This is a genomic window from Nonomuraea sp. NPDC049309, assembly GCF_043196965.1.
Classification (GTDB): Bacteria; Actinomycetota; Actinomycetes; order Streptosporangiales; family Streptosporangiaceae; genus Nonomuraea; species Nonomuraea fastidiosa.
In genome coordinates this window covers 411650-436951 of the sequence record NZ_JBICSH010000003.1, presented here as the reverse complement: position 1 = coordinate 436951, position 25302 = coordinate 411650, and the positions used below count along the sequence as shown (strand labels likewise).

Annotated in this window: 19 protein-coding genes; 11 read left to right on the top strand and 8 right to left on the bottom strand. The window is 71.0% G+C overall.

All coding sequences use genetic code 11. The features are described 5' to 3' along the window. The first annotated feature begins 39 nt into the window (after positions 1 to 39). The 3 genes from ACGFIM_RS22710 to ACGFIM_RS22700 all read left to right on the top strand — a co-directional run bounded on the left by ACGFIM_RS22710 (position 40) and on the right by ACGFIM_RS22700 (position 3414). On the top strand, positions 40 to 1353 hold the full coding sequence (locus ACGFIM_RS22710; protein ID WP_393203254.1) for a PTS transporter subunit EIIC: 1314 nt from the start codon (positions 40 to 42) through the stop codon (positions 1351 to 1353). A gap of 143 nt (positions 1354 to 1496) precedes the next feature. After that, positions 1497 to 2792: a PTS transporter subunit EIIC gene (locus tag ACGFIM_RS22705; RefSeq protein WP_393203252.1), complete on the top strand. Its 1296-nt coding sequence runs from the start codon at positions 1497 to 1499 to the stop codon at positions 2790 to 2792. 193 nt (positions 2793 to 2985) lie between these two features. Then, the gene (locus ACGFIM_RS22700; RefSeq protein WP_393203250.1) at positions 2986 to 3414 is read left to right on the top strand and encodes an Rv3235 family protein; all 429 of its coding nucleotides are present in this window, start codon (positions 2986 to 2988) and stop codon (positions 3412 to 3414) included. A 223-nt stretch (positions 3415 to 3637) separates the two neighbouring features. Here the strand turns inward: ACGFIM_RS22700 and secA are convergent, their stop codons facing one another. Further along, positions 3638 to 6427: a preprotein translocase subunit SecA gene (gene secA, locus ACGFIM_RS22695; protein ID WP_393203248.1), complete on the bottom strand. Its 2790-nt coding sequence runs from the start codon at positions 6425 to 6427 to the stop codon at positions 3638 to 3640. A 224-nt stretch (positions 6428 to 6651) separates the two neighbouring features. Here secA and ACGFIM_RS22690 point away from each other — a divergent pair, with 224 nt between their 5' ends. Both ACGFIM_RS22690 and ACGFIM_RS22685 read left to right on the top strand, forming a co-directional pair. Continuing rightward, complete coding sequence (locus ACGFIM_RS22690) at positions 6652 to 6912, top strand: HGxxPAAW family protein (RefSeq protein ID WP_393203246.1); 261 nt, start codon at positions 6652 to 6654, stop codon at positions 6910 to 6912. Positions 6913 to 7670: 758 nt separating this feature from the next. Next, the gene (locus ACGFIM_RS22685; RefSeq protein ID WP_393203244.1) at positions 7671 to 8870 is read left to right on the top strand and encodes a winged helix-turn-helix domain-containing protein; all 1200 of its coding nucleotides are present in this window, start codon (positions 7671 to 7673) and stop codon (positions 8868 to 8870) included. An 819-nt stretch (positions 8871 to 9689) separates the two neighbouring features. Here the strand turns inward: ACGFIM_RS22685 and ACGFIM_RS22680 are convergent. The 6 genes from ACGFIM_RS22680 to mtrA form a co-directional block, all read right to left on the bottom strand. Then, positions 9690 to 10388, bottom strand: coding sequence for a response regulator transcription factor (locus tag ACGFIM_RS22680; RefSeq protein ID WP_364060212.1), 699 nt, complete (start codon positions 10386 to 10388; stop codon positions 9690 to 9692). Between the two features lie 172 nt (positions 10389 to 10560). Continuing rightward, positions 10561 to 11229, bottom strand: a complete 669-nt coding sequence (gene hpf, locus ACGFIM_RS22675; protein WP_393203242.1) for a ribosome hibernation-promoting factor, HPF/YfiA family — start codon at positions 11227 to 11229, stop codon at positions 10561 to 10563. 626 nt (positions 11230 to 11855) lie between these two features. Next, positions 11856 to 12539, bottom strand: coding sequence for a ComF family protein (locus ACGFIM_RS22670; protein WP_393203240.1), 684 nt, complete (start codon positions 12537 to 12539; stop codon positions 11856 to 11858). A 573-nt stretch (positions 12540 to 13112) separates the two neighbouring features. Further along, positions 13113 to 14852 (bottom strand): LpqB family beta-propeller domain-containing protein, encoded by a 1740-nt coding sequence (locus tag ACGFIM_RS22665; protein ID WP_393203238.1) that lies wholly within the window; start codon positions 14850 to 14852, stop codon positions 13113 to 13115. Then, positions 14839 to 16584, bottom strand: coding sequence for an MtrAB system histidine kinase MtrB (gene mtrB, locus ACGFIM_RS22660; protein WP_393203236.1), 1746 nt, complete (start codon positions 16582 to 16584; stop codon positions 14839 to 14841). The genes ACGFIM_RS22665 and mtrB overlap by 14 nt, the downstream gene beginning before the upstream one ends. Positions 16585 to 16602: 18 nt before the next feature. Beyond that, positions 16603 to 17280, bottom strand: a complete 678-nt coding sequence (mtrA, locus tag ACGFIM_RS22655) for an MtrAB system response regulator MtrA (RefSeq protein ID WP_090763607.1) — start codon at positions 17278 to 17280, stop codon at positions 16603 to 16605. A gap of 488 nt (positions 17281 to 17768) precedes the next feature. Here mtrA and ACGFIM_RS22650 point away from each other — a divergent pair, with 488 nt between their 5' ends. The 5 genes from ACGFIM_RS22650 to ACGFIM_RS22630 are packed head-to-tail and all read left to right on the top strand — an operon-like array spanning position 17769 to position 23018. After that, positions 17769 to 18782, top strand: a complete 1014-nt coding sequence (locus tag ACGFIM_RS22650) for a hypothetical protein (protein ID WP_393203234.1) — start codon at positions 17769 to 17771, stop codon at positions 18780 to 18782. After that, the gene (locus ACGFIM_RS22645; RefSeq protein WP_393203232.1) at positions 18779 to 19465 is read left to right on the top strand and encodes a DUF4129 domain-containing protein; all 687 of its coding nucleotides are present in this window, start codon (positions 18779 to 18781) and stop codon (positions 19463 to 19465) included. Before ACGFIM_RS22650 ends, ACGFIM_RS22645 begins: the two co-directional genes overlap by 4 nt. Beyond that, on the top strand, positions 19462 to 20643 hold the full coding sequence (locus tag ACGFIM_RS22640) for a DUF4350 domain-containing protein (RefSeq protein ID WP_393203230.1): 1182 nt from the start codon (positions 19462 to 19464) through the stop codon (positions 20641 to 20643). The genes ACGFIM_RS22645 and ACGFIM_RS22640 overlap by 4 nt, the downstream gene beginning before the upstream one ends. Next, a complete protein-coding gene (locus ACGFIM_RS22635) occupies positions 20633 to 21613 on the top strand; it encodes an AAA family ATPase (protein WP_393203228.1) in 981 nt (326 codons plus the stop codon). Before ACGFIM_RS22640 ends, ACGFIM_RS22635 begins: the two co-directional genes overlap by 11 nt. 34 nt (positions 21614 to 21647) lie before the next feature. Then, on the top strand, positions 21648 to 23018 hold the full coding sequence (locus ACGFIM_RS22630; protein WP_393203226.1) for a DUF58 domain-containing protein: 1371 nt from the start codon (positions 21648 to 21650) through the stop codon (positions 23016 to 23018). Positions 23019 to 23055: 37 nt separating this feature from the next. On the opposite strand, the gene ACGFIM_RS22625 is transcribed toward ACGFIM_RS22630, so the two are convergent. After that, entirely contained in the window at positions 23056 to 24048 is a 993-nt protein-coding gene (locus ACGFIM_RS22625; RefSeq protein WP_393203224.1) for a stage II sporulation protein M, read from the bottom strand. A gap of 51 nt (positions 24049 to 24099) precedes the next feature. Between ACGFIM_RS22625 and ACGFIM_RS22620 the strand changes: the two genes are divergently transcribed. After that, entirely contained in the window at positions 24100 to 25266 is a 1167-nt protein-coding gene (locus ACGFIM_RS22620; RefSeq protein ID WP_393203222.1) for an RDD family protein, read from the top strand. Positions 25267 to 25302 lie beyond the last annotated feature (36 nt).

Below are 25302 nucleotides of genomic sequence, written 5' to 3'. Positions count from 1 at the left end.
CCCCCAGCCCCGGCAGAGACGCCTCCGGAGGAACGACCGGTGAACGAGACCACCGCCGCCCGGCCCTCGCCGTTCGCCCGCACGATGAGCGTGCTCCAGCGCCTGGGCCGCTCACTGATGCTGCCCATCGCCGCCCTGCCCGCCTCCGCTCTGCTGCAGCGCTTCGGCCAGCCCGACATGCTCGGCTCCAACGGTCCCGCGCCCGGCGGCCTGGCCGACGTGGCGGGGCTGGCCTGGGTGAGCCGGGTGGCCGAGGTGCTGGAGGCGGCGGGCGCCGCGCTGTTCGAGAACCTGCCGCTGCTGTTCGCCGTGGGCGTCGCCATCGGGTTCGCCCGCAAGTCCGACGGCTCCACCGCGCTCGCCGCCGTCGTCGGCTACCTGGTCTTCGACCGAGTGACCAAGGTGATGTTCGCCGGCTCCGACATCAGGGAGACCGTGCTCATCCGGGAGGTCCAGCCCGACGGCATCAAAGAGATGATCAACTACGGGCTGCAGAACCCCACCAGGGTGCTCGGCGGCATCGTCATCGGCCTGGTCGCGGCCCTGCTGTGGCAGCGCTTCCACCGGATCAAGCTGCCCGCGTGGCTCGCGTTCTTCGGCGGACGGCGCTTCGTCCCGATCGTCACCTCCATCGCGGCGCTGCTCATCGGCGTGCTCTTCGGCTGGCTGTGGCCGGCCATCGGCGAGTGGATCCGGCACGCCGGCGAGGCGCTGACCTCCATCGGCCCCCTCGGCACCGGCTTCTACGGCCTGATCAACCGCCTGCTCATCCCCCTCGGCCTGCACCACTTCGCCAACTCCGTCGTCTGGTACGTCGTGCCGCAGTGCGAGGTGAACGGCCGTGTGCTCGGCGGCGACTGGAACTGCTACTTCGGCGGCGACCCGCACGCCGGCGAGTTCATGGCCGGTTTCTTCCCCATCATGATGTTCGCCCTGCCGGCCGCCGCGCTCGCCATGTGGCGGGCCGCGCCCGAGCACCGGCGCGCCCGCGTCGGCGGCATCATGCTGACGGCGGCGCTCGCCTCGTTCGTCACCGGCATCACCGAGCCGATCGAGTTCGCGTTCATCTTCGTCGCGCCGCTGCTGCTGGTCGTGCACGCGGTGCTCACCGGCGTGGCGATGGCGGTGACCACGCTGATCGGCGGGCAGCTCGGCTTCGGCTTCTCCGCCGGCCTGCTCGATCTGCTGCTGAACGCCAGCAAGTCGAACACCGAGAACTTACCGGGCATCCTGGCGATCGGCGCGGTCTACGGCGTGCTGTACTACGTCGTGTTCTCGTTCCTCATCCGCCGGCTGAACATCCAGACGCCGGGGCGCGAGCCCGAGCCCGACGTGGACGCCGGCGAGAGCTGACCGGCGCTCCCTCGCACCTGACACGGTCACCCACGCCTGGGGACGGTTTCCCGATGCCGCCGCCAGGGCAGGAAACCGGCGATCCCCCGTGAGACGGGCCGGACGCGCGGCGGCCGGCCTGGGAAGAGGGGGGATCGACGGCCGTGCCGCCCGCCTGGTCGTCCGCGGCGTTCGCCGTGCTGCAGCGCATCGGCCGCTCGCTCATGATGCCCATCGCGGTCCTGCCGGCCGCGGGGCTGCTGTTCCGCTTCGGCCAGGACGACCTGCTCGGCGCGGACGGGCTCGGCGGCACGCTCCCCTGGCTCCTGCCGGTGGCCGGGGTGCTCGCGGCGGCCGGAGGCGCGCTGTTCGAGAACCTGCCGCTGCTGTTCGCCGTCGGCGTCGCCATCGGGTTCGCCCGCAAGTCCGACGGCTCCACCGCGCTGGCGGCGCTGGTCGGCTACCTGGTCTTCGACCGGGTGACCAAGACCCTGTTCTTCGAGGCCGGTCACGGCGCCGTCTACGCCAAGGTCGCCGTGACCCTGCGCGACGGCTCTTCCGTACTGAATCCGGGGGCGCAGAACCCGACCGGCGTGCTGGGCGGCATCGTCATCGGCATCACGGCCGCGCTGCTCTGGCAGCGCTTCTACCGCGTCAAGCCGCCGCCCTGGCTGGCCTTCTTCGGCGGGCGGCGCGCCGTGCCGATCATCACCGCCGTCGCCGCGCTGCTCATCGGCGTCGCGTTCGGCCTGCTCTGGCGGCCGATCGGCGACCTGCTCGCGGACGCCGGCGACTGGCTGTCGGCCCACGGCACGGTCGGCACCGGCATCTACGGCGTCGCCAACCGCCTGCTCGTCCCCGTCGGCCTGCACCACTTCCTCAACACCATCGTCTGGTTCACCCTCCCCGAGTGCCACGCCGGGGCGAACGGCGCCACCAGGGACGCGGCCGGCGACCTCAACTGTTACTTCGCCGGCGAGCAGGGCGCCGGGATCTTCATGACCGGCTTCTTCCCCGTCATGATGTTCGGCCTGCTGGGCGCGGCCATCGCGATGTGGCGGGCGGCCCCGCCGCACCGGCGCAAGGCGGTCGGCGGCATCATGCTCTCGGCCGGGCTGACGTCGTTCGTCACCGGCATCACCGAGCCGCTGGAGTTCGCGTTCATCTTCGTCGCGCCCGTGCTGCTCGTCCTGCACGCGCTGCTCACGGGCCTGTCGATGGCGCTGATGGCCGAGCTGGGCGCCCGGCTCGGCTTCACGTTCTCCGGCGGCGCCATCGACATGGCGCTGAACGCCACCAAGTCCAACACCCACGGCCTGCCGCTGATCCTGGCGATCGGGGCCGCGTACTTCGTGCTCTACTACGCCCTCTTCGCCGTCCTCATCCGCCGCCTCGGCCTGCCCACCCCGGGCCGCGAACCAGACACAGAGCCACAGGGCGGCACGAAAACCACACCCTGACCGCTTCAGGACACCCGAAATCCGCCCTTCCCTCCGCCCGGAACGCCTGACGACATCCCACGGACCGCTCCAACTCGGGACCGACTTCCCCCCGCATCAGCGGACATACCGCCACCCCACCCGCCGAAGTTGGTGCCGGTTGTATTCCTCGCCCGGACCGAAAACTCCTAGAAGCGTCTCCTTCTCTCCCCCCATGAAACGGAGGTTCGCCATGGCCCTCGGCTTCACCGCCGCAGCCTCGTACGACGAGGGCCACCGCACCCACGGCTCCCTGGCGCTCGACCGCCCTCCGATGGTGTGGGGGCCCGCCGGAGCCCCGCCCGACGAGCGCAGGCTGCGCCACCTCGCCCAGGCCCTGGCCGAGGTGCTGGCCGGCCGCCGCCCCGCCACGACCGTGGCCGGCCGGCTCATCGACCGCGCCTACCGCGACCTGGTGCGGATGGGCACGATGTACCACGGCGACCGCCCGCCGTTCGCGGGCCGCGTCCACCTGACCGAACCCCGCGACGGCGCCGTCGAGATGTGCACGCTCGTCCACTGCGGCGACCGCGACCACGTCCTCGCCCTGCGCCTGGAACGCCGCGGCGCCCAGTGGCTGTGCACCGCCGTGGAGACCGCCTGAGCCCGGCACCGCGGGACGGATCCCGGTGAGGACAGGACGAATACCGGCGAGACCACCACGAAGACCGATGAGAACAGCCCGAGAACCGGCGAGAACAGCACGAGAACCAGTGAGAACGGCACGAACCCCCGCCCTCACACGAGAGCGGGGGTCCAGCGCGAACGATGCGGCTACGACCGCGACCGGAAGACCGCCACGGCCGGGACCGCGGTCCCTGCCTGCCTCAGGCGGCGTTCTTCGGGTCGCCGTGGCAGCGCTTGTACTTCTTGCCCGAGCCGCAGGGGCAGGGCGCGTTGCGCTCGACGTTGCCGTACGCCGCGCGCTCGGCCGCCGTGGTGCGCACCTTGACGTGCTCGACGTCGCCCTGCTCGCCGGGCGCGGTGTATTCGAGCTCCGACGGGCGCTGCGGCCCGCGCAGCCCGCGCGCGATGATCGAGCGGGTCTCCGCGATGGCGGCGTCCTCTTCCTCGACGATGGGGTTCTCCTGCACCTCGACCTCGAGGTTGAACAGGAACCCGACGGAGTCCTCCTTGATGCCCTCGAGCATCGCGGTGAACATCTCGTAGCCCTCGCGGGCGTACTCGATCTTCGGGTCCTTCTGCGCGTAGGCCCGCATGCCGATGCCCTCGCGCAGGTAGTCCATCTCGTAGAGGTGCTCGCGCCACTTGCGGTCGAGGACGGACAGGATGACCCGCCGCTCGAGGTCGCGCATGGTCTCGGGGCCGAACTCCTCCTCACGCCGCTTGTAGGCGGCCAGCGCGTCGGCCTTGATCCGCTCGCTGATCAGCTCGGCGGTCAGCTCCTCGCGGCCGCCGGCCTCCTCGATGAGGTCCTCCATGCGGACCGTGATCGGGTAGAGCTCGCCGAACGCCTTCCACAGCTTGTCGAGGTCCCAGTCCTCGGGGAAGCCCTCGGACGTGGCGCCCTGGACGTAGCCGTCGATGACCTCTTCGATGAAGCCCAGCACCTGCTGCTGCAGGTCGGCGCCCTCGAGCACGCGACGGCGCTCGGCGTAGATCACCTTGCGCTGGCGGTCCATGACCTCGTCGTACTTGAGAACGTCCTTGCGGATCTCGAAGTTCTGCTGCTCGACCTGGTGCTGGGCGGAGGCGATGGCCTTGGAGACGATGCCGGACTCGATCGGCTGGTCGTCGGGGATGTTGAGCCGCGTCATGATCATCTCGACCCTGGCCGAGTTGAACAGGCGCATGAGGTCGTCGCCCAGCGACAGGTAGAAACGCGACTCGCCCGGGTCGCCCTGACGGCCGGAACGACCGCGGAGCTGGTTGTCGATGCGGCGCGACTCGTGGCGCTCGGTGCCGAGGACGTACAGGCCGCCGAGCGCGACCACCTCGTCGTGCTCGGCCTTGACCGCCGCACGCGCCTTCTCCAGCGCCTCGGGGTAGGCCTTCTCGTACTCCTCCGGCGTCTCGACCGGGTCGAGCCCGCGCTGGCGCAGCTCCTGGTCGGCGCGGAACTCGGAGTTGCCGCCGAGCATGATGTCGGTGCCTCGACCGGCCATGTTGGTGGCGACGGTCACGGCGCCCTTGCGGCCCGCCTCGGCGATGATCGCGGCCTCACGCGCGTGGTTCTTCGCGTTGAGCACCTCGTGCGGCACGCCGCGCCGCTTGAGCGCCCGCGACAGCCGCTCGGACTTCTCGACCGAGGTGGTGCCGACCAGCACCGGCTGGCCCTTCTTGTGGCGCTCGGCGATGTCCTCGACCACCGCGGCGAACTTGGCGTCCTCGGTCTTGTAGACGACGTCCGGCTGGTCCTTGCGGATCATCGGACGGTTGGTCGGGATCGGGACGACGCCCAGCTTGTACGTCTGGTGGAACTCGTTGGCCTCGGTGGTCGCCGTACCGGTCATGCCGGCCAGCTTCTCGTAGAGGCGGAAGTAGTTCTGGAGGGTGACCGTGGCGAGAGTCTGGTTCTCGTCCTTGATCTTCACGCCCTCTTTGGCCTCGATGGCCTGGTGCATGCCCTCGTTGTAGCGGCGGCCGTGCAGGATGCGGCCGGTGAACTCGTCGACGATCAGCACCTCGCCGTCGGCGACGATGTAGTCCTTGTCCTTCTTGAACAGCTCTTTCGCCTTGAGCGCGTTGTTCAGGAAGCCGACCAGGTGGGTGTGCTCGGGCTTGTAGAGGTTGTCGATGCCGAGCCAGTCCTCGACCTTCGCGACGCCCGACTCCAGGATGCCGACCGTGCGCTTCTTCTCGTCGACGATGTAGTCGCCGGTGCTCTCCTCGCCCGGGTTCTTCGCCTCGACGCCCCTGCGCAGACGGGGCACGATCTTGGCGAACTCCTGGTACCACTTGGCCGACTGCTCGCCGGGACCGGAGATGATCAGCGGCGTGCGGGCCTCGTCGATGAGGATCGAGTCGACCTCGTCGACGATGGCGAAGTAGTGGCCGCGCTGCACGCACTCGTCCAGCGACCAGGCCATGTTGTCGCGCAGGTAGTCGAAGCCGAACTCGTTGTTGGTGCCGTACGTGATGTCGGCCTGGTACTGCTTGCGCCGCTCGTCAGGCTGCTGGCCCGCGACGATGCAGCCCACCTCGAGACCGAGGAAGCGGTGGACACGGCCCATCGTCTCGGCGTCGCGCTTGGCCAGATAGTCGTTGACGGTGACGACGTGGACGCCCTTGCCTGCGATCGCGTTGAGGTAAGACGGCAGCGTACAGGTCAGCGTCTTGCCCTCACCGGTCTTCATCTCAGAGATGTTGCCCATGTGAAGGTTGGCGCCGCCCATGATCTGAACGTCATAGGGCCGCTGCCCGAGCACGCGGCGAGCCGCCTCGCGCACGGTAGCGAAAGCCTCAGGCAGAAGGTCGTCGAGGCTTTCGCCATCGGCGTGACGCTGGCGGAACTCGTCCGTCAGCGCACGCAACTCCGCGTCGGACAGGCTCGTGAAGTCGTCCTCGATGGAGTTGACCTGGTCTGCGATCCGCTTGAGCTTGCGCAGGATCTTGCCTTCGCCGGCACGTAGGATCTTGTCGAGAATGGCTGCCACTTTATGTAAAGCTCCTCGCAGGTCTACCCCGGCGGCGCCGCCAGGAGGAGAGGCCGAGACAAACTTCCCCGCCTGCCATCGTAGGCGGTCTCGCAACCAGACACAGCCACCGTGCCGACGAGGGCACCGAACCGGTCTGGGAGAATGAAGGGAAGGCAGAGGGTATGCCGGTGGAGAGCCGGCTCGCACCAATTGCGGGATTTCCGGCAAAGGAAGGATTAGTCATGGTTGAGGGGAAGAAGTCGGAGCAAACCGAGCATCTCGGCAGCCACGCCGGGCGCGCGTCTTCGTGGCTCGCGGTGGTCGTGATGCTGGTGGGAACGGTCGTGGCCGGCTTCGGACTCACGGCCGGAAACTGGACGATCGTGTGGATCGGCGCCGGTGTGTTCGTCGTCGGCGGAATTCTCGCCCTCGTCTTCGACATCTTCACCGACGTCGTGATCGACGCGCCGCGGGTGGGGATGCGCGCCGAGGATCATCGCTGACCCAGGCTTCGCACGGCGGGCGGCCCGGTATGCGGCCGCCCGCCGTTTCATATCCAGATCTTTGCGACTACGCCCGGGCGTGTCCCACCCCCGCATTCCCCCTCGAACACCCCCATTCCGCCGCAGGTCTCACAGCGCTCACCGACCGTCCACGAGAACGCTTCCGCCGTACGCGACCGCCCCGGCCCTTCGAGACCCCGCCCGCTCTCGCGCCGGCAGCACTCCACGAACCCGCAGGCGCACTCGACCGCCCCGCGGATTTCGCGGCTCCCCCGCGAACACGCCACACCACACCCGGCGCCCCGCCGAAACGCTCACCAAGCGAGCACCCGCAGCACCCACCCCCTCACCCACCGGCCGCACCGGCCGGAACGGCACCTGCGCTCCTGAGCCGAGCGCGTGATGCGCGCCAGACGAGCCGGCACACACCACACCGCCCAACAGCCGCACTCATCCCACACACAGCCACCCGACAACGACACACACCCCGCACAGCCGCCCAACAGCGACACTCACCGCACGCAGCCGCCCAACGGCGACACTCACCGCACGCAGCCGCCCAACGGCGACACTCACCGCACGCAGCCGCCCAACGGCGACGCTCACCCGCGACACGAGGTCAGCCCGCCACGACGACCAGCCCGCCCATCACGAGACCGCCGGTACTTGACGTGATCTCGACCACTTGACCGCGCCGGCGGTTTCGTCGGTGGGCGTCGCTAGATTGCTCGCATGCATCGCCGTACGGACTCGCAGATATGAGCGGCGTCACCGACCTCACCCCCGACGAGGCCCGCCGCATCATCCTCCGCGCCCAGGGCCTCATCGGCGCCGACGCCCGCAAGGGCGGGGTGCACGCCATGCTCCGCAGGCTCGGCGCCGTGCAGCTCGACACCATCTCGGTCCTCGCCCGCTCCCACGAGCTGGTCGCCTACGCCCGGCTCGGGGCGATCGGCAGGGCCGCGGTCGAGCGCGCCTACTGGCACGACCCGGCGCTCAGCTTCGAATACTGGTGCCACGCCGCCTGCCTGCTGCCCATCGAGCACTGGCCGCTCTACGCGTTCCGCCGCCGGGCCTTCCGCGAGCGGCGCCACCGCTGGCACGAGGTCCCCGACGGCGTCGAGAAGCTGCTCGACCAGGCCCGCGAGTCCGGCCCGCTGACCACGTCCGACGTGGGCGGCGCCAAGAACGGCGGCCCCTGGTGGGACTGGTCCGACTCCAAGATCGGCCTGGAGTGGCTGCTCGACATCGGCGAGCTGGTCTGCACCCGCCGCGTCGGCTGGCGCCGCGTCTACGACCTCGCCGAACGCGCCGTCCCGCCGGAGCTGCTGGCCGAGGATCCGTCCGACGAGGAGTGCATCACCCGCCTGGCCGGCATCGCCGGTCGCAGCCTCGGCGTGGCCAACCGTACCGACCTCATCGACTTCCTGCGCCTCAAGGGCCGCTACGCCGAGATCCTCGACGAGGCCCTGCTCAGCGGCGCGGCCGGCCTGGTGCCGGTGACGGTCACCGGCTGGCCGGGCAAGCGCGGGCGCCCCAACGCCTGGGCCGACCCCGCCGCCCTGGCCGCCGAGCCGCGCGGGCGCCACCGCACCACGCTGGTGTCGCCGTTCGACTCTCTCATCTGGCATCGGGGGCGCACCGAGCGGGTGTTCGGCTTCACGTACACGCTCGAGCTGTACGTCCCCAAGCACAAGCGCGTCCACGGCTACTTCACGATGCCGGTGCTGGCGGGCGGCCGCCTGATCGGGCGCGTCGATCCGGCCCGCGAGGGCTCGACCCTGGTGGCCCGGCAGCTCAGCCTGGAGCCCGGCCTCTCGTCCGCCAAGTGGGCCGGCGCCTTGCGCGAGGCCCTGTGGTCCGCGGCCTCGTGGGTCGGCTGCGACGACGTACGCGTCGAACGCGCCGACCCTCCGGAGCTCCTGCCCATCCTCAACACCCCGCCCGCCGAAGCCTGACCCCTCCGGCCACCCTCAGCACACGAGCCGGGGCACGACGCACGTGAGCACCCGAGCCCCGCCCAGCCAGGGAGCGGGGCCGGGGACCGCACGACGTCCACCCCGACCGCACAGCCCCCTGCACACCCACCAAGCCGTCAGCCGCCCGCGAAGGGCAAGCCGATAGGCGGTCCCTGGGTTCATCACCCGGGCCGACGGACTAGCCGAGCCTCAAAGCGCCACGGCACGCACCAAGACCACGGTCCGTACCGGGTAGGCCAGCGCACGACAGACCAGAGTGCGCGCAAGGGAAGGGCCGGTCACACCACGGGCGACGACAGAGGCGGGGCCGGCACGGCGGGGCCGGCGCGGCTGGGACCCGTCCGGTAGACGACCGGTCAGCGCTCGACAGAGTCCGGCGCGGTGAGGCAGGGCGGGGCGGGGGGCGTTGTCCGGGCGAAGCCCCGAATAGGCACCGTGCACGATCACCACGGCGCTCAGCGGAAACCCCGAAACCACAGCGCGAGCGCACACGACCGACCACCACGCTCCGCCAAGAACCCGAAACCACAGAGCACACCATCACCAGACCACCAGGCGGAGGCTCGTAACAGCCGCCCACGCGACCAACCACACAACGCTCGGCGAAGAACCCGAAACGGCAGAGCACACCATCACCAGACCACCAGGCGGGGGCTCGTAACAGCCGCCCACACGAACCGTTCGCGACGCTCGGCGGGGATTCCGGAGCGGTGACGTGCGCGATGGTTCGCGACGCGCGGCGGGGATCTCGGAGCGGCGATGTGCCCGATCGTTCGTGGCGCTGGGCGGGGTCGGGGGTCAGGTGATCTCGAGCATGCGCTCCCGTACCGCGTAGACCACGGCTTCCATCCGCGAGTGCAGCTGCAGCTTGTCGAGGATGTTGCGGACGTGGTTCTTCACCGTGTTCTCGGAGATGAACAGCTGTTTGGCGATCTCCCGGTTGTTCATGCCTTTGGCGACGAGCCGCAGCACCTCCATCTCCCGGTCGGTCAGACGGGGGACGGGCAGCTGGGGCGGGCGTTCGGCCTCTTTGCGGCTCATGTTGGCGAACTCGCTGATCAGCTTGGCCGCCATCGCCGGGTTGATTAACGACTGGCCTTCGTGCACGCCCCGCACCGCGGCGGGGACGTCGTTGATCTGCACGTCTTTGAGCAGGTAGCCGGTGGCTCCCGCCTTGATGGCCTCGAAGAGGTCCTCTTCCTCGTCGCTCACCGTCAGCATGATGATGCGGGTGCTCGGGACGGAGGCCTTGATGCCCTTCGTCGCCTCGATCCCGTCTTGCTTGGGCATGCGCACATCCATGAGCGCCACGTCGGGCATGAGGCGGTCGGCCAGTTCGACCGCCTCCTGCCCGTCGCTCGCTTCGCCGACCACCTCGATGTCGGGCTCCGCGGCCAACGCCAGTGCCAGGCTCCGCCTGATCAGCTCGTGGTCGTCCACGATCAGCACGCGGATGGGTTCGCTCGACTGTGTGCGGGTCTCGCCAGACTCGGTCACGAGGCCTCCTTGATCCGCCTCGTGCCTGACATTCCCTCGTTTCGCTCGCTCACCTGCGCCTGACTGAGCTCGCTCACGTCTCCTCCTCGTCGGGGGGCCAGAGCCGTTGAACCGCCATGATGGCACGTAACCCGCGGTTCTCGGGTGGTCGAGAAGATCTTTTAGCGTGTGATCAGGGCTCTACGAGCCGCAGCACGCCGTAGTTGTACCCACGTCTGTTGTAGACGACTGACGGAAGCCCGCTCTCCTTGTCGCGGAACAGGTAGAAGTCGTGGCCGACGAGCTCCATTTCGAGCAGGGCCTGGTCGATGGTCATGGGTTCGGCCTTGTGGAACTTCTCCCGGACGATGAGCGGCCCCTCGCCGTCCATCTCGATCGGGACGATGTCGTCGTAGGCCTGGTCGCTCTCCTGCCGCCGCTCCTCCTCCGCGGCTTCGGCCTGCTGGGGGACGGCGGTGCGGCCGCTCTTCTCCGGCTCAAGGGCGCCGGGCAGCGTTCTGGTGATCTCCGCCAAGGAGGGCGGGCAGTGGTTGCCGTGATGGACCTTGCGCCGGTCGGCGAGCCTCCTCAGGCGGCCTTCCAGCTTGTCGAGGGCGAGATCGAGGGCGGCGAACCGGTCGTCGGCCGAGGCTTCTGCACGGATGGTGGGCCCTCGCGAGTGGATGGTGAGCTCGACACGCTCTCGCTGGTCGGCGAGACGCGGGTTGCGTTCCTTCGACACCTCCACATCGACCCGGATGAGTTTGTTGTCCAGACGTTCGATCCTGGCCAGCTTGGTCGTCACGTGGTCGCGGAACCGATCACTCACTCCTGTGTGCCGGCCCTTGACGATGATGTCCATGCAACAGCCCCCCTTCGTCTAACGACTGAGCAAGAGCGCCCGACGACAAGTGCGCCGGACCGGGTGCACTGTCTGCCTTTCTCTCACCGTTCCCCTCTTCCGACGGAGCGTCACCGGGATCTCGGAGGGCACCCGCCCGGCCGACCTGGTCTTCGACCCCACATCCGCCTGCTGAGGGTCTCGCAGCGCTGTCGCCACTACTGCCCTTCTCTTCTGACGGGGGACATCTGGACCCCCGGGAAGGCAGGACTTACCCCTAAGCCGCACCGTGATCGGTCGACAAAGAGTCGCCTTACGTGGACCGTTTTGCCTGCGGCTGGCATCGGCTAGCAGAGCCGGGGACCCCGACCCTGCGCAACCACGGACCCGAACGGGTGCCATGTCAGAACGCTATCCGCATCCAGCACGAATGTCAGCCGGAGGGTCGGCCGGTGGATCACTTTCCGTGATTTCCCCTAGGTGGGTAAGCGCTGGCCGATGCCCGTTTCAACCTGTCCGCAACCCTTGTGGGACGAGGCTCCCGTACGTCCGACCCGGGGCACAGCGGTGACAGGACAGAGACATGTGACCTCCTGGGCATAGTGAGGAAAATGATCTTTCTTTACGGACGGTGACCGTAATAAAGGTCAAGATCTTCGGTATGCCAGGCGTGTCGCGGCCACGGTCACCGCGAGTGGCGCGCTCACCCCTGCCGCCCGCAGCGCCCTCGCGGCCTCGGCGAGCGTGGCGCCCGTCGTGACGACGTCGTCCACGAGCAGCGCACAGGGCCCTGGAGGCGTTTTCACGGCTTGGGGCACCTGGAGTGAGCCTGCGAGGTTTTCGGCCCTCTCAGCGCCGCTCAGGCCCGCCTGGTCGGTCACCTCGCGTGCTTGCTCCAGCCCGTGCCACAGCTCCGCGCCCAGCCCGAACCCCCGCAACCGCTCCGCGACCAGCGCCGCCAGCCGCCCCACGGGGTCGTGCCCCCTCCCCCTGCGCACCCTGCGTGAACTGGGCACGGGCACCACCGCGAACCTCTCCAGCGGCGGCCGCCACGCGAAGGCCGTCAGCGCCGCCAGCGTCAGCGCCTCCGCCAGGGCCCCGGCCACCGCCACCGCGCCCCGCTCCTTGTAGGCCAGGATGAGGCGGCGCACCGAGCCGGTGTACGGCGCCGCCGACCAGCAGTCGGGCAGCCCTGGCGGGACCGGGACGGGCATGCGCCGCGCGGGCGCGGCGGTGAGCGACGCGTGGCAGCCGGCGCAACACGACGCCCCCTTCACCCCGCACCCCACGCAGGCGGCGGGCAACACGAGATCGAGTACGGCGGTCAGCACGCGCCCTAGCATGCCGCCCGCCACCGACGATTCCGCCCCTCGGCCGAGCCCGCCCACGGCCAAGCCCGCGCCATGGGCGAGGGGTCCCCAGCGGCGCGCCCCCGATCGGCGGTGCCGAGGTGGCAGGCCTGCGGTGCCGGGCTTCGGGATGGCCGCCTGCGGCGGAGGGACCGCAAGCGGCTGCTCTCGCAGGGCTGACGCGGGCCGGAGCGCCCGGCCCAGGCGGGGCCGAGGGCGCCGAGCCACCAGCCGGGCAAGAGCGCACCGCCTTCCCCAGGAAAGGCGGGCGACCCGGGAAGAGGGCGAGGGTAACCCGGGAAAGCGGTCAGCCCGGGTGAGGGCGCCGTCGCTCAGAGCGCGCGGATCAGCCAAGGGCAGAGAGCGTCGTCAGCCAACGGAAAGAGCGCACGCTCAGCCCCAGGCCGGAAGACGCATTCGGCCAGCGGAAAGAGGACGCGGTCAGCCCCAGGCCGAAGGACGCGGTCGGCCCGTGCCGCGGAGGGCGCGGATCGAGGCGGGGGCGGATCGAGGAGGGGGCGGATCGAGGAGGGGGCGGATCGAGGAGGAGGCGGGTCAGCCCAGCGGGAAGAGGGGTTCGCCGGCGGCCGACTCGAGTTTGGCGGTCCAGGTCTGGCGGTCCTGGTTGAGCTCCAGGATCTTGCCGTCGCCGCCGCTCCCCACCCCGGCCAGGATGCGGTCGTTGAACGCGGCCAGCGAGCTCACGCGGTCCTTCAGGGGTACGCCGCTGGTCTGCCCGTCCCCCACGTTGATCTCGTTGAGTATCTGCCCGGCCTTGCTCTTCACGAGCACGAGCAGCCGCAGGTCGTCGGCCCACGCCACGTCGATGATCTTGTCGCTGCCCTCCGTGGTGGTGAGCGACTGGAGGTTGCCGAGCCGGACGCCGCGGCCCTCGCCGATCAGCGCCCCGATCTGCACGGTCCTGTTGTCGATGGTGACGACGACGCGCACGCCGTCCCTGGCGATGCGCAGGCCGGTGATCTTGAGGCCGACGAGCTGTTTGGGGGCGGCGACGCGCTGGGGGCCGTCGCCGCTGCTGGGGTCGTAGCGCAGCAGGGCCTGGTCGTCCTGGTCGTACGTCCATAGCGTGCCGTCGCGCCGCCAGGTCGGCGGCGTGAGGTGCTTGCCCTGGATGACCTCCTGCCAGCCGCCGTCCTGGCCGATCTTGGCGATGGAGACGCCGGTGGAGGTGCGGGCGGCGGCGTAGACGCCGTTGCCGTTGTCCTTGGAGACGGCGAAGTGGTCGTAGCCGTCGCGCTGCTCGCCCGCCGCGCCGGCGACGGCGCCGGCCGCGCCGTCCTGGCCGAGGTAGTGCAGGGCGCCGTCGTCGACGTAGTAGGCGCGTTCGCCGCCGTCGCCGAGCCAGCTGTCCTCGGTGCCGGGCCGGTCGGTGATGTACGGCTCGCCGTCCACCTGGACCTCGATGATGCGGCCCTTGGCGATCTCGTTGTTGTTGAGGCTGTGGCGGATCTGGGCGCGCAGGGCGTCTTCGGCGCTGAGGTCGAGGACGTCGAAGTCGCCGCGGAGGTTGATGACGACGCGTTCCTCGCCGGAGCGGATGGACTCGATGGCGCTGCCGGCGGGAAAGCCCGTGGTGACGGCGCCGCGCAGCGCCTCGGTGGGCGGTTCGAGCAGGCGCTTGAGCACGGTCTCCGCGTACGTCTCGGTGGTCTTGAGCCGCAGCCGCACCCGGTCGACGACGAGCCGCGACTGGCCGTCGAGCGCGAGGTAGTAGAGGTTGGTCGGCCGGTACGAGCGCGCCACGTCGGCGGCGGTGAGCAGCAGCCCCTGGGGCAGGCTGTTGACGCGGTAGCCGCCGCCCGGCTCTCTGACCAGCTCGAAGTCCTGCGACCAGGGCCCGGCGGTCGGCTTGTACGAGTCGTCCTCGTTGATCTGCGCGACCCACCGGCCCTTGACGGTGATCTTCATGGAGGGCTCGGTGCCGTCCATGGAGGCGGGCGGTATGACCTCGTACAGGTCCTCGATGACGGTCACCGGGCCGGACGCGCTCCACTTCTGCCGCGCCTGGGGCGTCAGGTACTGCTGGAGCACGGCCGGGTCCTCGGGGTAGGCCGCCATGGCGGCCTGCAGCCCTCTGAACGTCTCGATGGGCCCCCAGGACCGCTGCGGCCCGATGGCGATCATGCGCTGGAACGGCTTGGTCAGCGGGTCGCCCGCACCCTCGTCGTTGACCGTGTACGGCCCGCTCACCGGGATGACGGTGCACCCGGAGCCGGTGAGCACCGCCAGGACCGCGATGAGGGCCGTCACGACGAGCCGGCTAGTCCTCCTCATGGGCGCCCCCGTCTGCCGTGGCGGGGAGGAGGACGGGCGTCATGGAGGTGCGCCACGTGCGCCGCATCTCGATCTCGGGCGGCACCAGCGACAGCGGCGAGCCCTTGAGGTCGGCGCCGGCGACGCGCGGCAGCGTGAGCCGGAACTGCGAGCCCTCGCCGGGCTGGCCCCACGCCTGGAGCCAGCCGCCGTGCAGGGTGGCGTCCTCGCGGGAGATGGCCAGGCCGAGCCCGGTGCCGCCGATGGTGCGCGCCCGCGAGGGGTCGGCCCGCCAGAACCGGTCGAACACCAGCGTCTCCTCGCCGGGCTTGAGTCCGATGCCGTGGTCGCGTACGGCGACGGCGACGGCGTCGCGGTCGGCGCCGACGGTGACCACGATGTCGCGGCCCTCGCCGTGCTCGATGGCGTTGAACAGCAGGTTGCGCAGGATGCGCTCGACCCGCCGGGTGTCGATCTCGGCCATGCAGGGTTCGTTGGGCAGCCGCAGCTCGAAGCGGGTGGAGTGGCGCTCGGCCAGCGCCTCGGAGTCGCCGATGGCGCGCAGCACGACGTCGCGGATGTCGACGGAGTCGAGGTCGAGCGTGGCGGCGCCGGCGTCGTAGCGGCTGATCTCCAGCAGGTCGGCCAGCATCGCCTCGAAGCGTTCGAGCTGGGCCTGCATCAGCTCGGCCGAGCGCGCGACCATGGGGTCGAAGTCCTCGCGGGCGTCGTAGAGCAGGTCGGCGGCCATGCGGACGGTGGTGAGCGGGGTGCGCAGCTCGTGTGAGACGTCGGAGACGAACTGCCGCTGCACCTGGGACAGCTCTTCCAGCTGGTGGATCTTGAGCGCGAGGTTGGCGGCCATCTCGTTGAAGGAGTTGGCGAGCCTGGCGAGGTCGTCCTCGCCGCGCACCTTGAGCCGCTCGTCGAGCTTGCCCGCGGCGAGGCGCTCGGCGGCCTGTCTGGCCAGCCGTACGGGGGTGACGACCTGCCTGGCCACCAGGTACGCGATGGCGGCGAGCAGCAGCACGAGCCCGAGGCCCACCACGACGATGGCCAGCCGGACGTTGGAGAGCATCTCTTCTTCCTCGGTCATCGGGAAGAAGTGATAGACCTCGTAGTTGCGCCCGTCGGGCTGGTGCACGGCGCCGACCACGACGAACGTCAGCCGCGGCTGTTTCTCACCGGAGAATTTGATCGTCTGGATCGACGCGACGGTCTTGTCGAAGCGGCCGTTCTTGATGTTGCGCCGCAGGCTCTGCTTGAGCTGCTCCGGTACGTTCGCGGGCACGACGTTGCCGGACGCCCGCGACTCGCCGGGGGTCGTCAGGTTGAGTATCAGCACGTCGTAGCGCTTGCCGGAGCCGTCTTCGCCGGTGCCGGCGACGGTGTTCATGACCTCGTCGAGGCGGTTGACCGCGCCCTGCTTGCCGGAGTCGGCGGTCTGCGCGTCGTCGTCGGTCTCCGGGGCCAGCGCGTCGGCGATCTGCAGCCGGTCGGTGAACGCCTCGTTGGTGGCCGACTGGGTGCTGCTGTTGATGACCGACTGGTAGATCTGGCCGTACAGGAAGGTGCCGAGCACCACCACGACGATCATCGAGATGACCAGCGTGCTGGTGACCACCTGGAGCTGCAGCGAGCGCCGCCAGACGCTTCGCGTCCTGCCCGCCGCACGACGAACCCTCCGGCGGACGCCCCCCAGGATCTGGCGGAGCGTCCGTCGGCGGGTCTTACGTCTCGTCGTCGGGGGCATGGCGGGGTGGAACGAGGATCAGGCCGGGCCGGCTTTGTAGCCGACGCCGCGTACCGTCACGACGATCTCGGGGTGCTCGGGGTCCTTTTCGATCTTGGCCCTGAGCCGCTGCACGTGGACGTTCACCAGCCGCGTGTCGGCGGCGTGGCGGTAGCCCCACACCTGCTCGAGCAGCACCTCGCGGGTGAAGACCTGGCGCGGCTTGCGGGCCAGGGCCACCAGCAGGTCGAACTCCAGCGGCGTGAGGTTGATGGTCTCGTCGCCACGCTTGACCGAGTGGCCGGCGACGTCGATGGTGATGTCGCCGATCTGCAGGATCTCGGGGGTGGGCTCGTCCGTACGGCGCAGCCGCGCCCGCACCCTGGCGACCAGTTCCTTCGGCTTGAACGGCTTGACGATGTAGTCGTCGGCACCCGACTCGAGGCCGAGCACGACGTCGATCGTGTCGCTCTTCGCCGTGAGCATGACGATCGGGACCCCCGACTCAGCCCTGATCCTGCGCGCGACGTCGATGCCGTCGGCTCCCGGCAGCATCAGGTCGAGCAGGACCAGGTCCGGGCGTGTATCCCGGAACGCGTCGAGGGCCTTGTCGCCATCGGAGACAAAAGACGGCTCGAAGCCTTCCCCTCGCAGCACGATCCCCAGCATCTCGGCGAGAGCGGCGTCGTCGTCAACGACCAGCACGCGACCTTTCATGGCCCCTCATTCGTTCTACGCATTGTGGGACATACCCGCACGATCGCTGAAGGTTACCCTTGGTCGGCCCATGAGTGTGACCTGAGCCCTACAAAAGGCGAATTTTAGGTCCGCCCCCGCGACCGCTATCTCAGTCTGCGGTAACGGAGCGACTTTCGGCCATCCCTGGACGCGAACCTTGTCCCGAATCATCAACCTATGTGGGCAAGATGCACCGGCGAATCCGCTCCGCTACACCATCCTGCGGTCCAGCATGCCAGGATTGGGATATGTCAGACGGTCACGGTCCCATGCCCGAGACGCCATCAGGCTGGTCGGCCGAACAGCCCCCGCCCTACAGCGCCCCGCCGGCCTCCCCATGGACCGCGCCTGGCTCTCAGCAGCAGGTGCCCTACGGCGGCCCCCCTCCTCCGCAGGCGCCCTCCGGGCCGCAGGCACCCCATCCCGCCTATCCCGGCCCTCATCCGGCGCAGCCGCCGTACCAGAACATGCCCCATCCGCTGGCGCTGCGGCCCGGCATCATCGCGCTGCGGCCGCTCGGGCTCGGCGACATCCTCGACGGCACGATCAAGCTCATCAGATCCAACCCCAAGGCCGTGCTCGGCCTGTCGGCCATCGCCGCGCTGCTCACCTCCATCCCGCTGGGCGTGGGGCAGGCGCTCATCACGGGCTCCGGCCTCACCACATTGGAGGATCCGGCGCGCTCCGCCCAGGCCCAGTTCGAGGCCATGGTCGGCACGATGGGCGCCACGCTGGTGTCGTACGCCGTGCAGTTCATCGTCGTCACGCTGCTGACCGGCGTGCTGACCCGCATTCTCGGCCGGGCCGTCTTCGGCGGCGGCATCACCGCGAGCGAGGCGTGGCAGCTGTCCAAGTCGCGCATGCCCGCGCTGTTCGGCGTGGTGGGGTTGATGACCCTCATCATGGCCGCGCCGTTGGTGGTGTTCGTCGCGCTCATGGTCGGGCTCAGCGCCGCGGGGGCGGGCGGCGAGGGGATGATCGGCGTGATCCTGCTGTTCCTGCTCTTCTACATCGGCTACTACCTGTTCGTCAGGGCGCGCTTCTCCCTCGCCTCCCCCGCCGTCGTGCTGGAGGGCCTGGGACCCATCGCCGCCCTGCGCCGCTCGTGGCGGCTCGTGACCGGCGACTTCTGGCGGGTGTTCGGCATCATGCTGCTCACCCTGCTGCTGGTCCAGTTCGTCTCCGGCATCATGGGCTTCCCGTTCACGGCGGTCGTCACCGCGCTCGGTTCGTTCGGTGCGGGCTCGGCGACGACGGCCGTGGTGACCGGCGTGCTGCTGGCCATCGGCTCGACGATCAGCATGATGGTGGTCTATCCGTTCGAGGCGGGCGTGGCCGGGCTGCTGTACACCGACCGCCGCATGCGCAGCGAGGCGTTCGACCTCGTCCTGCAGACGGCGGCCATCGAGCAGCAGCGCCAGGGCTGGGTGCACGCCTCCGCCGACGAGCTATGGCACTCGGACGACTCCGCGCGGTCGTGAGCCCGATCGACCGGGAGGAGGCCGCCCGCAGGGCCGCGGAAGAGCTCCTGCACACCCGCTACGAGCAGGAGCCGCTGCTCGACCGGATCCGCCGGTACATCCTGCAGTTCCTCGGCGACCTCTTCGACGGCATCAGCGGCGGCGGCACGACGGGCGCGGTCATCGCGGCCGTGATCATCACGGCGGTCATCCTGGCCTTCATCGCGCTCATCGGCTGGCGGCTGAGCAAGGCGTCCCGCCGCAACGCGGCCGCCTTGGACGGGCTGTTCGGCGAGCAGGTGAAGACGGCGGCCCAGCACCGCCGGGCCGCCGATGAGTTCGCCGCTCAGGAGCGCTGGACGGAGGCGCTGCAGGAACGCCTGCGCGCCATCGCCCGCGACCTGGAGGAGCGTGCGCTGGTCAGCGGCATGCCCGGACGCACGGCCGACGAGCTCGCCGCCGAGGCGGCCCAGACGCTGCCCGCCTTCGCCGGGGAACTCACGGCGGCGGCCCGCTCGTTCGACGACGTGACCTATGGCGGGGTGGCGGGCACCAGGGAGGCGTACGCGGCGATGGCGAGCCTCGACGAGCGCCTGCGCCAGGCCCGTCCCGTCCCCCTGGCCACCGCCGCGCAAGCCGGGAACACCGCCGTGGAGACCGGGGACACCGCCGCGCGAGGCGTGGACGCCGGGAGCGGCCCGTGAGCCTCACCACCGCCACCACCGCGGCCTCCACCCCCACCTCGCCCACGGCGCGCTCCGCCTGGCGCTCCAGCCGGGCGATCGTGCTGATGGGCGTCGCCATCGTGCTGGCCGCCGTACTGTCGGTGCTGCTGGGCCGCACCCCCGACGCCGGCCCCAACGGCCCGCTCGACCCCGACGACGCCTCGCTCGCCGGCTCCAAGGCGCTGGCCGAGCTGCTGCGCGCGCAGGGCGTCACCGTCGAGAAGGTCGACTCCGCCGAGGCGGCGCTCGCCAAGGGCGCCGGCGGCGACCGGGTGCTGCTGATCACCGACACCACCTTCCTCGACCACTACACCCTGGCCAGGGTGCCCGGCGACCGCGTGCTCGTCGGCGACCTGCTCGGCATGCCCGTCCTCGCCCCCGGCGTGACCTTCGCGCCCGCCGAGCGGGCCCGCACCCGCTCGCGCGAGCCCGAGTGCGACCTGCCGGCCGCGACGGCGGCGGGCAGCGCCTACCTCGGCGGCCCGCAGCTGCGCGGCCCCTCCGGCTCGACCGGCTGCTACCCGGCCGATGACGGGTACGCGCTGGTGCGCTACCAGTACGGCGGCGGCACGATCACGGTCGTCAGCGACGGCTCGTTCATGACCAATCAGCGCCTGGCCGAGGACGGCAACGCGGCGCTGGCGCTCAACCTCATCGGGACGGGAAAGCCGGTCATCTGGGTCGTGCGCCCGCAGACGCCCCCGCCGACGAGCCTGCCCGGCGAGAACGGCGCCTCGCTGTACGACCTGATGCCCGGCAGCATCCGCTGGGGCATCTACATGGCGATCATCGCGGTGGCCGTCACCGCGTTCTGGCGGGGCCGCCGTTTGGGCCCGGTGGTCGTGGAGAAGCTGCCGGTGGTGGTCAGAGCCGCCGAGACGGTGGAGGGCCGGGGCCGACTCTACCGCGCAAGGCGCGCGCGGGAACGCGCGGCCGACGCGCTGCGCGCCGGTACGATCGACCGGCTCACCCCCAGGCTGGGGCTCGGCGCGGGCGCGGCCGGGCACGAGGTGGTGACCGCGCTCGCCGCCCGTACGGGAGACGACCCCCACGTGATCGGCGACGCGCTCTACGGCCCGCCGCCGCACGACGACGCGGGACTGGTGGCGCTCGCCCGATATCTGGACTCCATCGAAAGGACCGTCAGTGAGCTTTGACGAGACTTATCGCGCGCCGCAGCAGGCCGATGCGGCCAGGGAGGCGCTGAGCGCGCTGCGCGCCGAGGTGTCCAAGGCCGTTGTCGGCCAGGACGCGGTGGTGACGGGGCTGGTCATCGCGCTGCTGTGCCGGGGCCACGTCCTGCTCGAAGGCGTGCCCGGCGTGGCGAAGACGCTGATGGTCCGCACGCTCGCCGCCGCGCTTGCGCTCGACTTCAAGCGGGTGCAGTTCACCCCCGATTTGATGCCGGGCGACGTGACCGGCTCGCTGGTCTACGACACCAAGACCGCGGAGTTCGAGTTCCGCGAGGGCCCGGTCTTCACGAACCTGCTGCTCGCCGATGAGATCAACCGCACGCCGCCGAAGACGCAGGCGGCGCTGCTGGAGTCGATGGAGGAGCGGCAGGTCAGCGTGGAGGGCACGGCGCGCGCGCTGCCCGACCCGTTCGTGGTCTGCGCGACCCAGAACCCCGTCGAGTACGAGGGCACCTACCAGCTCCCCGAGGCCCAGCTCGACCGGTTCCTGCTGAAGCTGACCGTGCCGCTGCCGCCGCGCGAGCAGGAGATCGCGGTGCTCGAACGCCACGCGCGCGGCTTCGACCCGCGCGACCTGTCGCAGGTCAAGGCCGTGGCGTCGGCCGCCGACCTGGCGGCGGGACGCGAGGCGGTCGCCGCGGTGCACGTCGCGCCCGAGGTGCTCGGCTACATCGTGGACGTGGTCCGCGCGACGCGGAACTCCCCGTCGCTGCAGCTCGGCGTCTCGCCGCGCGGCGCCACTGCGCTGCTTGCGTCCTCGCGGGCGTGGGCGTGGCTGTCGGGCCGCTCGTACGTCACGCCGGACGACGTCAAGGCCCTGGCGAGGCCCACGCTGCGCCACCGCGTGCAGCTGCGGCCCGAGGCGGAGCTCGAGGGCGCGACCGCCGACGGCCTGCTCGACGGCATCCTCGCCTCCGTCCCGGTCCCGCGCTGATGGCGGGCACCGCACGCGCAGGGCGGGGGTGCCGATGGCGCTGACCGGACGTGCCGGGCTGCTCGCGGCGATCGGGATCGTGGTGGTGCTGTTCGCGCCGCAGCCGGGGGCCGCGCTGGCCGGGGTGTGCCTGCTGCTGGCCGCCGGCATCGTGGTGGATCTGACGTTCGCGGGGGCCGTGCGCCCGCTGCGCTTCCACCGCTCGGGTGACACGCTGCTGCGGCTCGGCCAGCGGGGCACCGTGGAGCTGGTGGTGGAGAACCCGGGCGGACGCCGCGTGCGCGGCGTGCTCAGGGACGCCTGGCCGCCGTCCGCGGGCGCGGCGCCCAGGACGATCCCCATCGACGTGCCGGCCGGAGAGCGGCGCAAGGTCACCGTCACGCTCTCCCCCACCAGGCGCGGCGACCGCTCGTCGGTGGCGGTGACCGTGCGCTCGGTCGGGCCGCTGGGGCTGGCCGCCCGCCAGGGCGGTCACCGCTCCCCCTGGACGGTGCGCGTGCTGCCGCCGTTCCTGTCGCGCAAGCACCTGCCGGCCAGGCTGTCCCGGCTGCGCGAGCTGGAAGGCCGGCATCCCGCCCTGGTACGCGGCCAGGGCACCGAGTTCGACTCCCTGCGCGAGTACGTCGTGGGCGACGACGTGCGCTCCATCGACTGGCGGGCCACCGCGCGCCGCCACGACGTCGTCGTGCGCACCTGGCGGCCCGAGCGCGACCGCCGCGTGCTGATCGTGCTCGACACCGGCCGCACCTCGGCGGGCCGGGTGGGCACCGCTCCCATACCGCTGGCCGGCGAGCAGCCGGGCGGCGGAGGGCCGGCGGCCAGCGACGCGCGACCGGCGGCCGGCTGGCCGCGCCTCGACTGGTCGATGGACGCCGCGCTGCTGCTCGCCGCGCTCGCCGCCAGGGCCGGCGACCGGGTCGACTTCCTCGCCTACGACCGCGCCGTACGCGCCTGGGTGAGCGGCGCGTCCCGCACCGAACTGCTGCCGTCGCTGGTCAACGCGATGGCGCCCATTGAGGCCGAGCTGGTCGAGGCCGACGCGCAGGGCATGGTCGCCACCGTGCTCGCCCGCGCCAAGCGGCGCTGCCTGGTCGTGCTGCTGACCGACCTCAACCCGGCGGCCATGGACGAAGGGCTCATGCCGGTGCTGCCGCAGCTCGCCTCCCGGCATCTGGTGCTGGTCGCCGGCGTGTCCGACCCGAGCGTGACGGCCATGGCCGGGCGCCGCGAGACCGCCGAGGAGGTCTACGACGCGGCGGCCGCCGAACAGGCGCGGCTCGGCCGCAGGCGCATCACGGCCCGGCTGCGCAGGCACGGCGTCGAGGTCGTGGACGCGCCGCCGGACGACATCGCGCCCGCGCTGGCGGACGCGTACCTGGCGCTGAAGGCCGCGGGCCGTCTCTGACGGGGTCCGGCTCTGACGGGGTCCGGCTCTGACGGGTCTAAGCGGTGGGGGCGACGTCGGGGGCGCGCTCGATGTCGCCGGACTCGCCGAGGCGCTCGGCGCGGCGGCCGAATCCGATCACGTACGCGAGGAACGCCACCTCGGCCAGCGCCCCGATGCCGATCCGCGCCCAGGTGGGCAGCCCCGACGGCGTGACGAACGCCTCGATCAGCCCCGACACGAACAGCACCACGACCAGCCCCAGCGCCACGCTCATCACGGCCCTGCCCTGCTCGGCCAGCGCGTCCAGCCGGCGGCGCGGGCCCGGGTCGATGACCGTCCAGCCGAGGCGCATGCCCACGGCCGCGGCCAGGAAGACCGCGGTCAGCTCCAGCAGGCCGTGCGGCAGGATCAGGCCGAAGAAGATGTCCAGCTTGTCGCGGGAGGCCATGAGGCCCGCGGAGACGGCGACGTTCTCGGCGTTGACGTAGAGCACGTACGGGATGGGCAGGCCGAGCAGCACCGCGTACGCGATCGTCTGGGCGGCGATCCACGCGTTGTTGGTCCACACCCGGCTCGCGAAGGAGGCGGCGGGGTGCTCGGAGTAGTAGTCGGCGAAGTCCTCGTTGACGAGCCGGGCGATCTCGTCGGGGCTGCCGATCGTGGCCTGCACCGCGGGGTTGGCCGCCACCCACGCGGCGATCACCCACGAGACGGCCAGGAACGCGACCGTGCTCGCCAGCCACCACCAGCGCGCCCGGTAGGCCACGACGGGGAACGAGACCGTGACGAACCGGGTCAGCTCCCGCCAGGCCGGCGTGTGCGCCCCGGTCACCGCGGACCTGGCCCTGGCCACCAGCGCCGACAGCCGCCCGATCAGCAGCGCGTCGGAGGACGACGAGCGCACGATGGACAGATGCGTGGCCACCCGCTGGTAGAGCTCGACCAGCTCGTCGATCTCGGTGCCGGTCAGCGAGGAGCGGTGCGTGACCAGGTGGTCGAGCCGGTCCCAGACCGGACGGTGTGCCGTGACGAACGCATCGATGTCCACGTGACCATTCTGGCCGCTCGATCACCGCATCCGAGCCGTTAGGCTCCACGTATGTCCGAGGTTGTGACCGGAGACGCCGTCGTCGTCGAAGTACGCGTGGCCCAGATGCCCTCGCGCGCCCTGGCGCTCCTCATCGACGCGGTCGTACAGATCTTCCTGCTCATCGGCGCCAACGTCCTTCTGAGCATGGTGGGCGACATGACCGACCTCGCGGCCTTCAGCGCCATCGTGATCGTCCTGGTGGTGCTGGTGCTCGTCGGCTATCCGGTGATCTTCGAGTCGCTCACCAGAGGCCGCAGCCTCGGCAAGCTCGCGCTCGGCCTGCGGGTCGTCGGCGACGACGGCAGCCCGGAGCGGTTCCGCCAGGCGCTGTTCCGCGGCCTTGCGGGAGTGCTGGAGTTCTGGATGCTGTCGGGTGCTCCGGCGCTGATCTCGTCGCTGATCTCGCAGAAGGGCAAGCGGCTCGGCGACATCTTCGCGGGCACCATCGTGATCTCCGAGCGGGCGCCGCGCGACCGGGCCCAGCCGATCTGGATGCCGCCGCAGCTCGCGAGCTGGGCGGCCACGCTGGAGCTCTCCCAGCTCCCCGAAGAGGTGGCGCAGACCGCCAGGCAGTACCTCACGCGATGGCACGACCTGTCGCCGCAGGTCCAGCACGAGATGGGGGTGCGGATCGCCACCCAGGTCGCGGCCTTCGTCTCGCCCGCCGCTCCGGCGGGGGTGCCGCCGCACGCGTACCTGAGCGCCGTCCTGGCCGAGCGCCATCGGCGGGACCAGGAACGTTTCGCGCAGCGCATGGGGCTCGCCCAGCCGCAGCAGCCCTACGCACCCCCGGTGCCCGGTCAGGCCGCGCCGCCGTACGCCGCTCAGGCCCCCGGTGAGGCCGCCTCACCGTACGGCCCTCCGGCTTCCGGTCCTGGTGCGCCGCCGTACGCTCCTCCGGCCGCGGGGCCGGCCCCGGCCGGGGCGCCGTACGCGCCGCCCGCACAGCAGGGGCCCGCACAGCAGGGGCCCGTACAGCAGGGGCCCGTACAGCAGGGGCCCGCACAGCAGAGGGCTGCGCAGCAGGGACCCGTACAGGGAGCTGGGCAGGGGGAGCCTGCACCCGGGTCTGCACGGCAGGGGGCTGGGCAGCAGGGGCCGATGCCGCCAGCGGGGCCCGCCCCCGACCCGGAGCCGCCTCAGGCGGCTCCGGGCGGGTTCGCGCCACCTCAGTGAGCGCGGTCGGCGAGCCCGCCGATGAGCAGCGCTCTC

Excerpts from the sequence above, each read along its gene's own strand:
- ACGFIM_RS22700 (WP_393203250.1), top strand. The coding sequence starts at position 2,986 with ATGAAACGGAGGTTCGCCATGGCCCTCGGCTTCACCGCCGCAGCCTCG.
- ACGFIM_RS22690 (WP_393203246.1), top strand. The coding sequence starts at position 6,652 with ATGGTTGAGGGGAAGAAGTCGGAGCAAACCGAGCATCTCGGCAGCCAC.
- ACGFIM_RS22685 (WP_393203244.1), top strand. The coding sequence starts at position 7,671 with ATGAGCGGCGTCACCGACCTCACCCCCGACGAGGCCCGCCGCATCATC.
- hpf (WP_393203242.1), bottom strand. The coding sequence starts at position 11,229 with ATGGACATCATCGTCAAGGGCCGGCACACAGGAGTGAGTGATCGGTTC.
- ACGFIM_RS22665 (WP_393203238.1), bottom strand. The coding sequence starts at position 14,852 with ATGAGGAGGACTAGCCGGCTCGTCGTGACGGCCCTCATCGCGGTCCTG.
- mtrB (WP_393203236.1), bottom strand. The coding sequence starts at position 16,584 with ATGCCCCCGACGACGAGACGTAAGACCCGCCGACGGACGCTCCGCCAG.
- mtrA (WP_090763607.1), bottom strand. The coding sequence starts at position 17,280 with ATGAAAGGTCGCGTGCTGGTCGTTGACGACGACGCCGCTCTCGCCGAG.
- ACGFIM_RS22650 (WP_393203234.1), top strand. The coding sequence starts at position 17,769 with ATGCCCCATCCGCTGGCGCTGCGGCCCGGCATCATCGCGCTGCGGCCG.
- ACGFIM_RS22630 (WP_393203226.1), top strand. The coding sequence starts at position 21,648 with ATGGCGCTGACCGGACGTGCCGGGCTGCTCGCGGCGATCGGGATCGTG.
- ACGFIM_RS22620 (WP_393203222.1), top strand. The coding sequence starts at position 24,100 with ATGTCCGAGGTTGTGACCGGAGACGCCGTCGTCGTCGAAGTACGCGTG.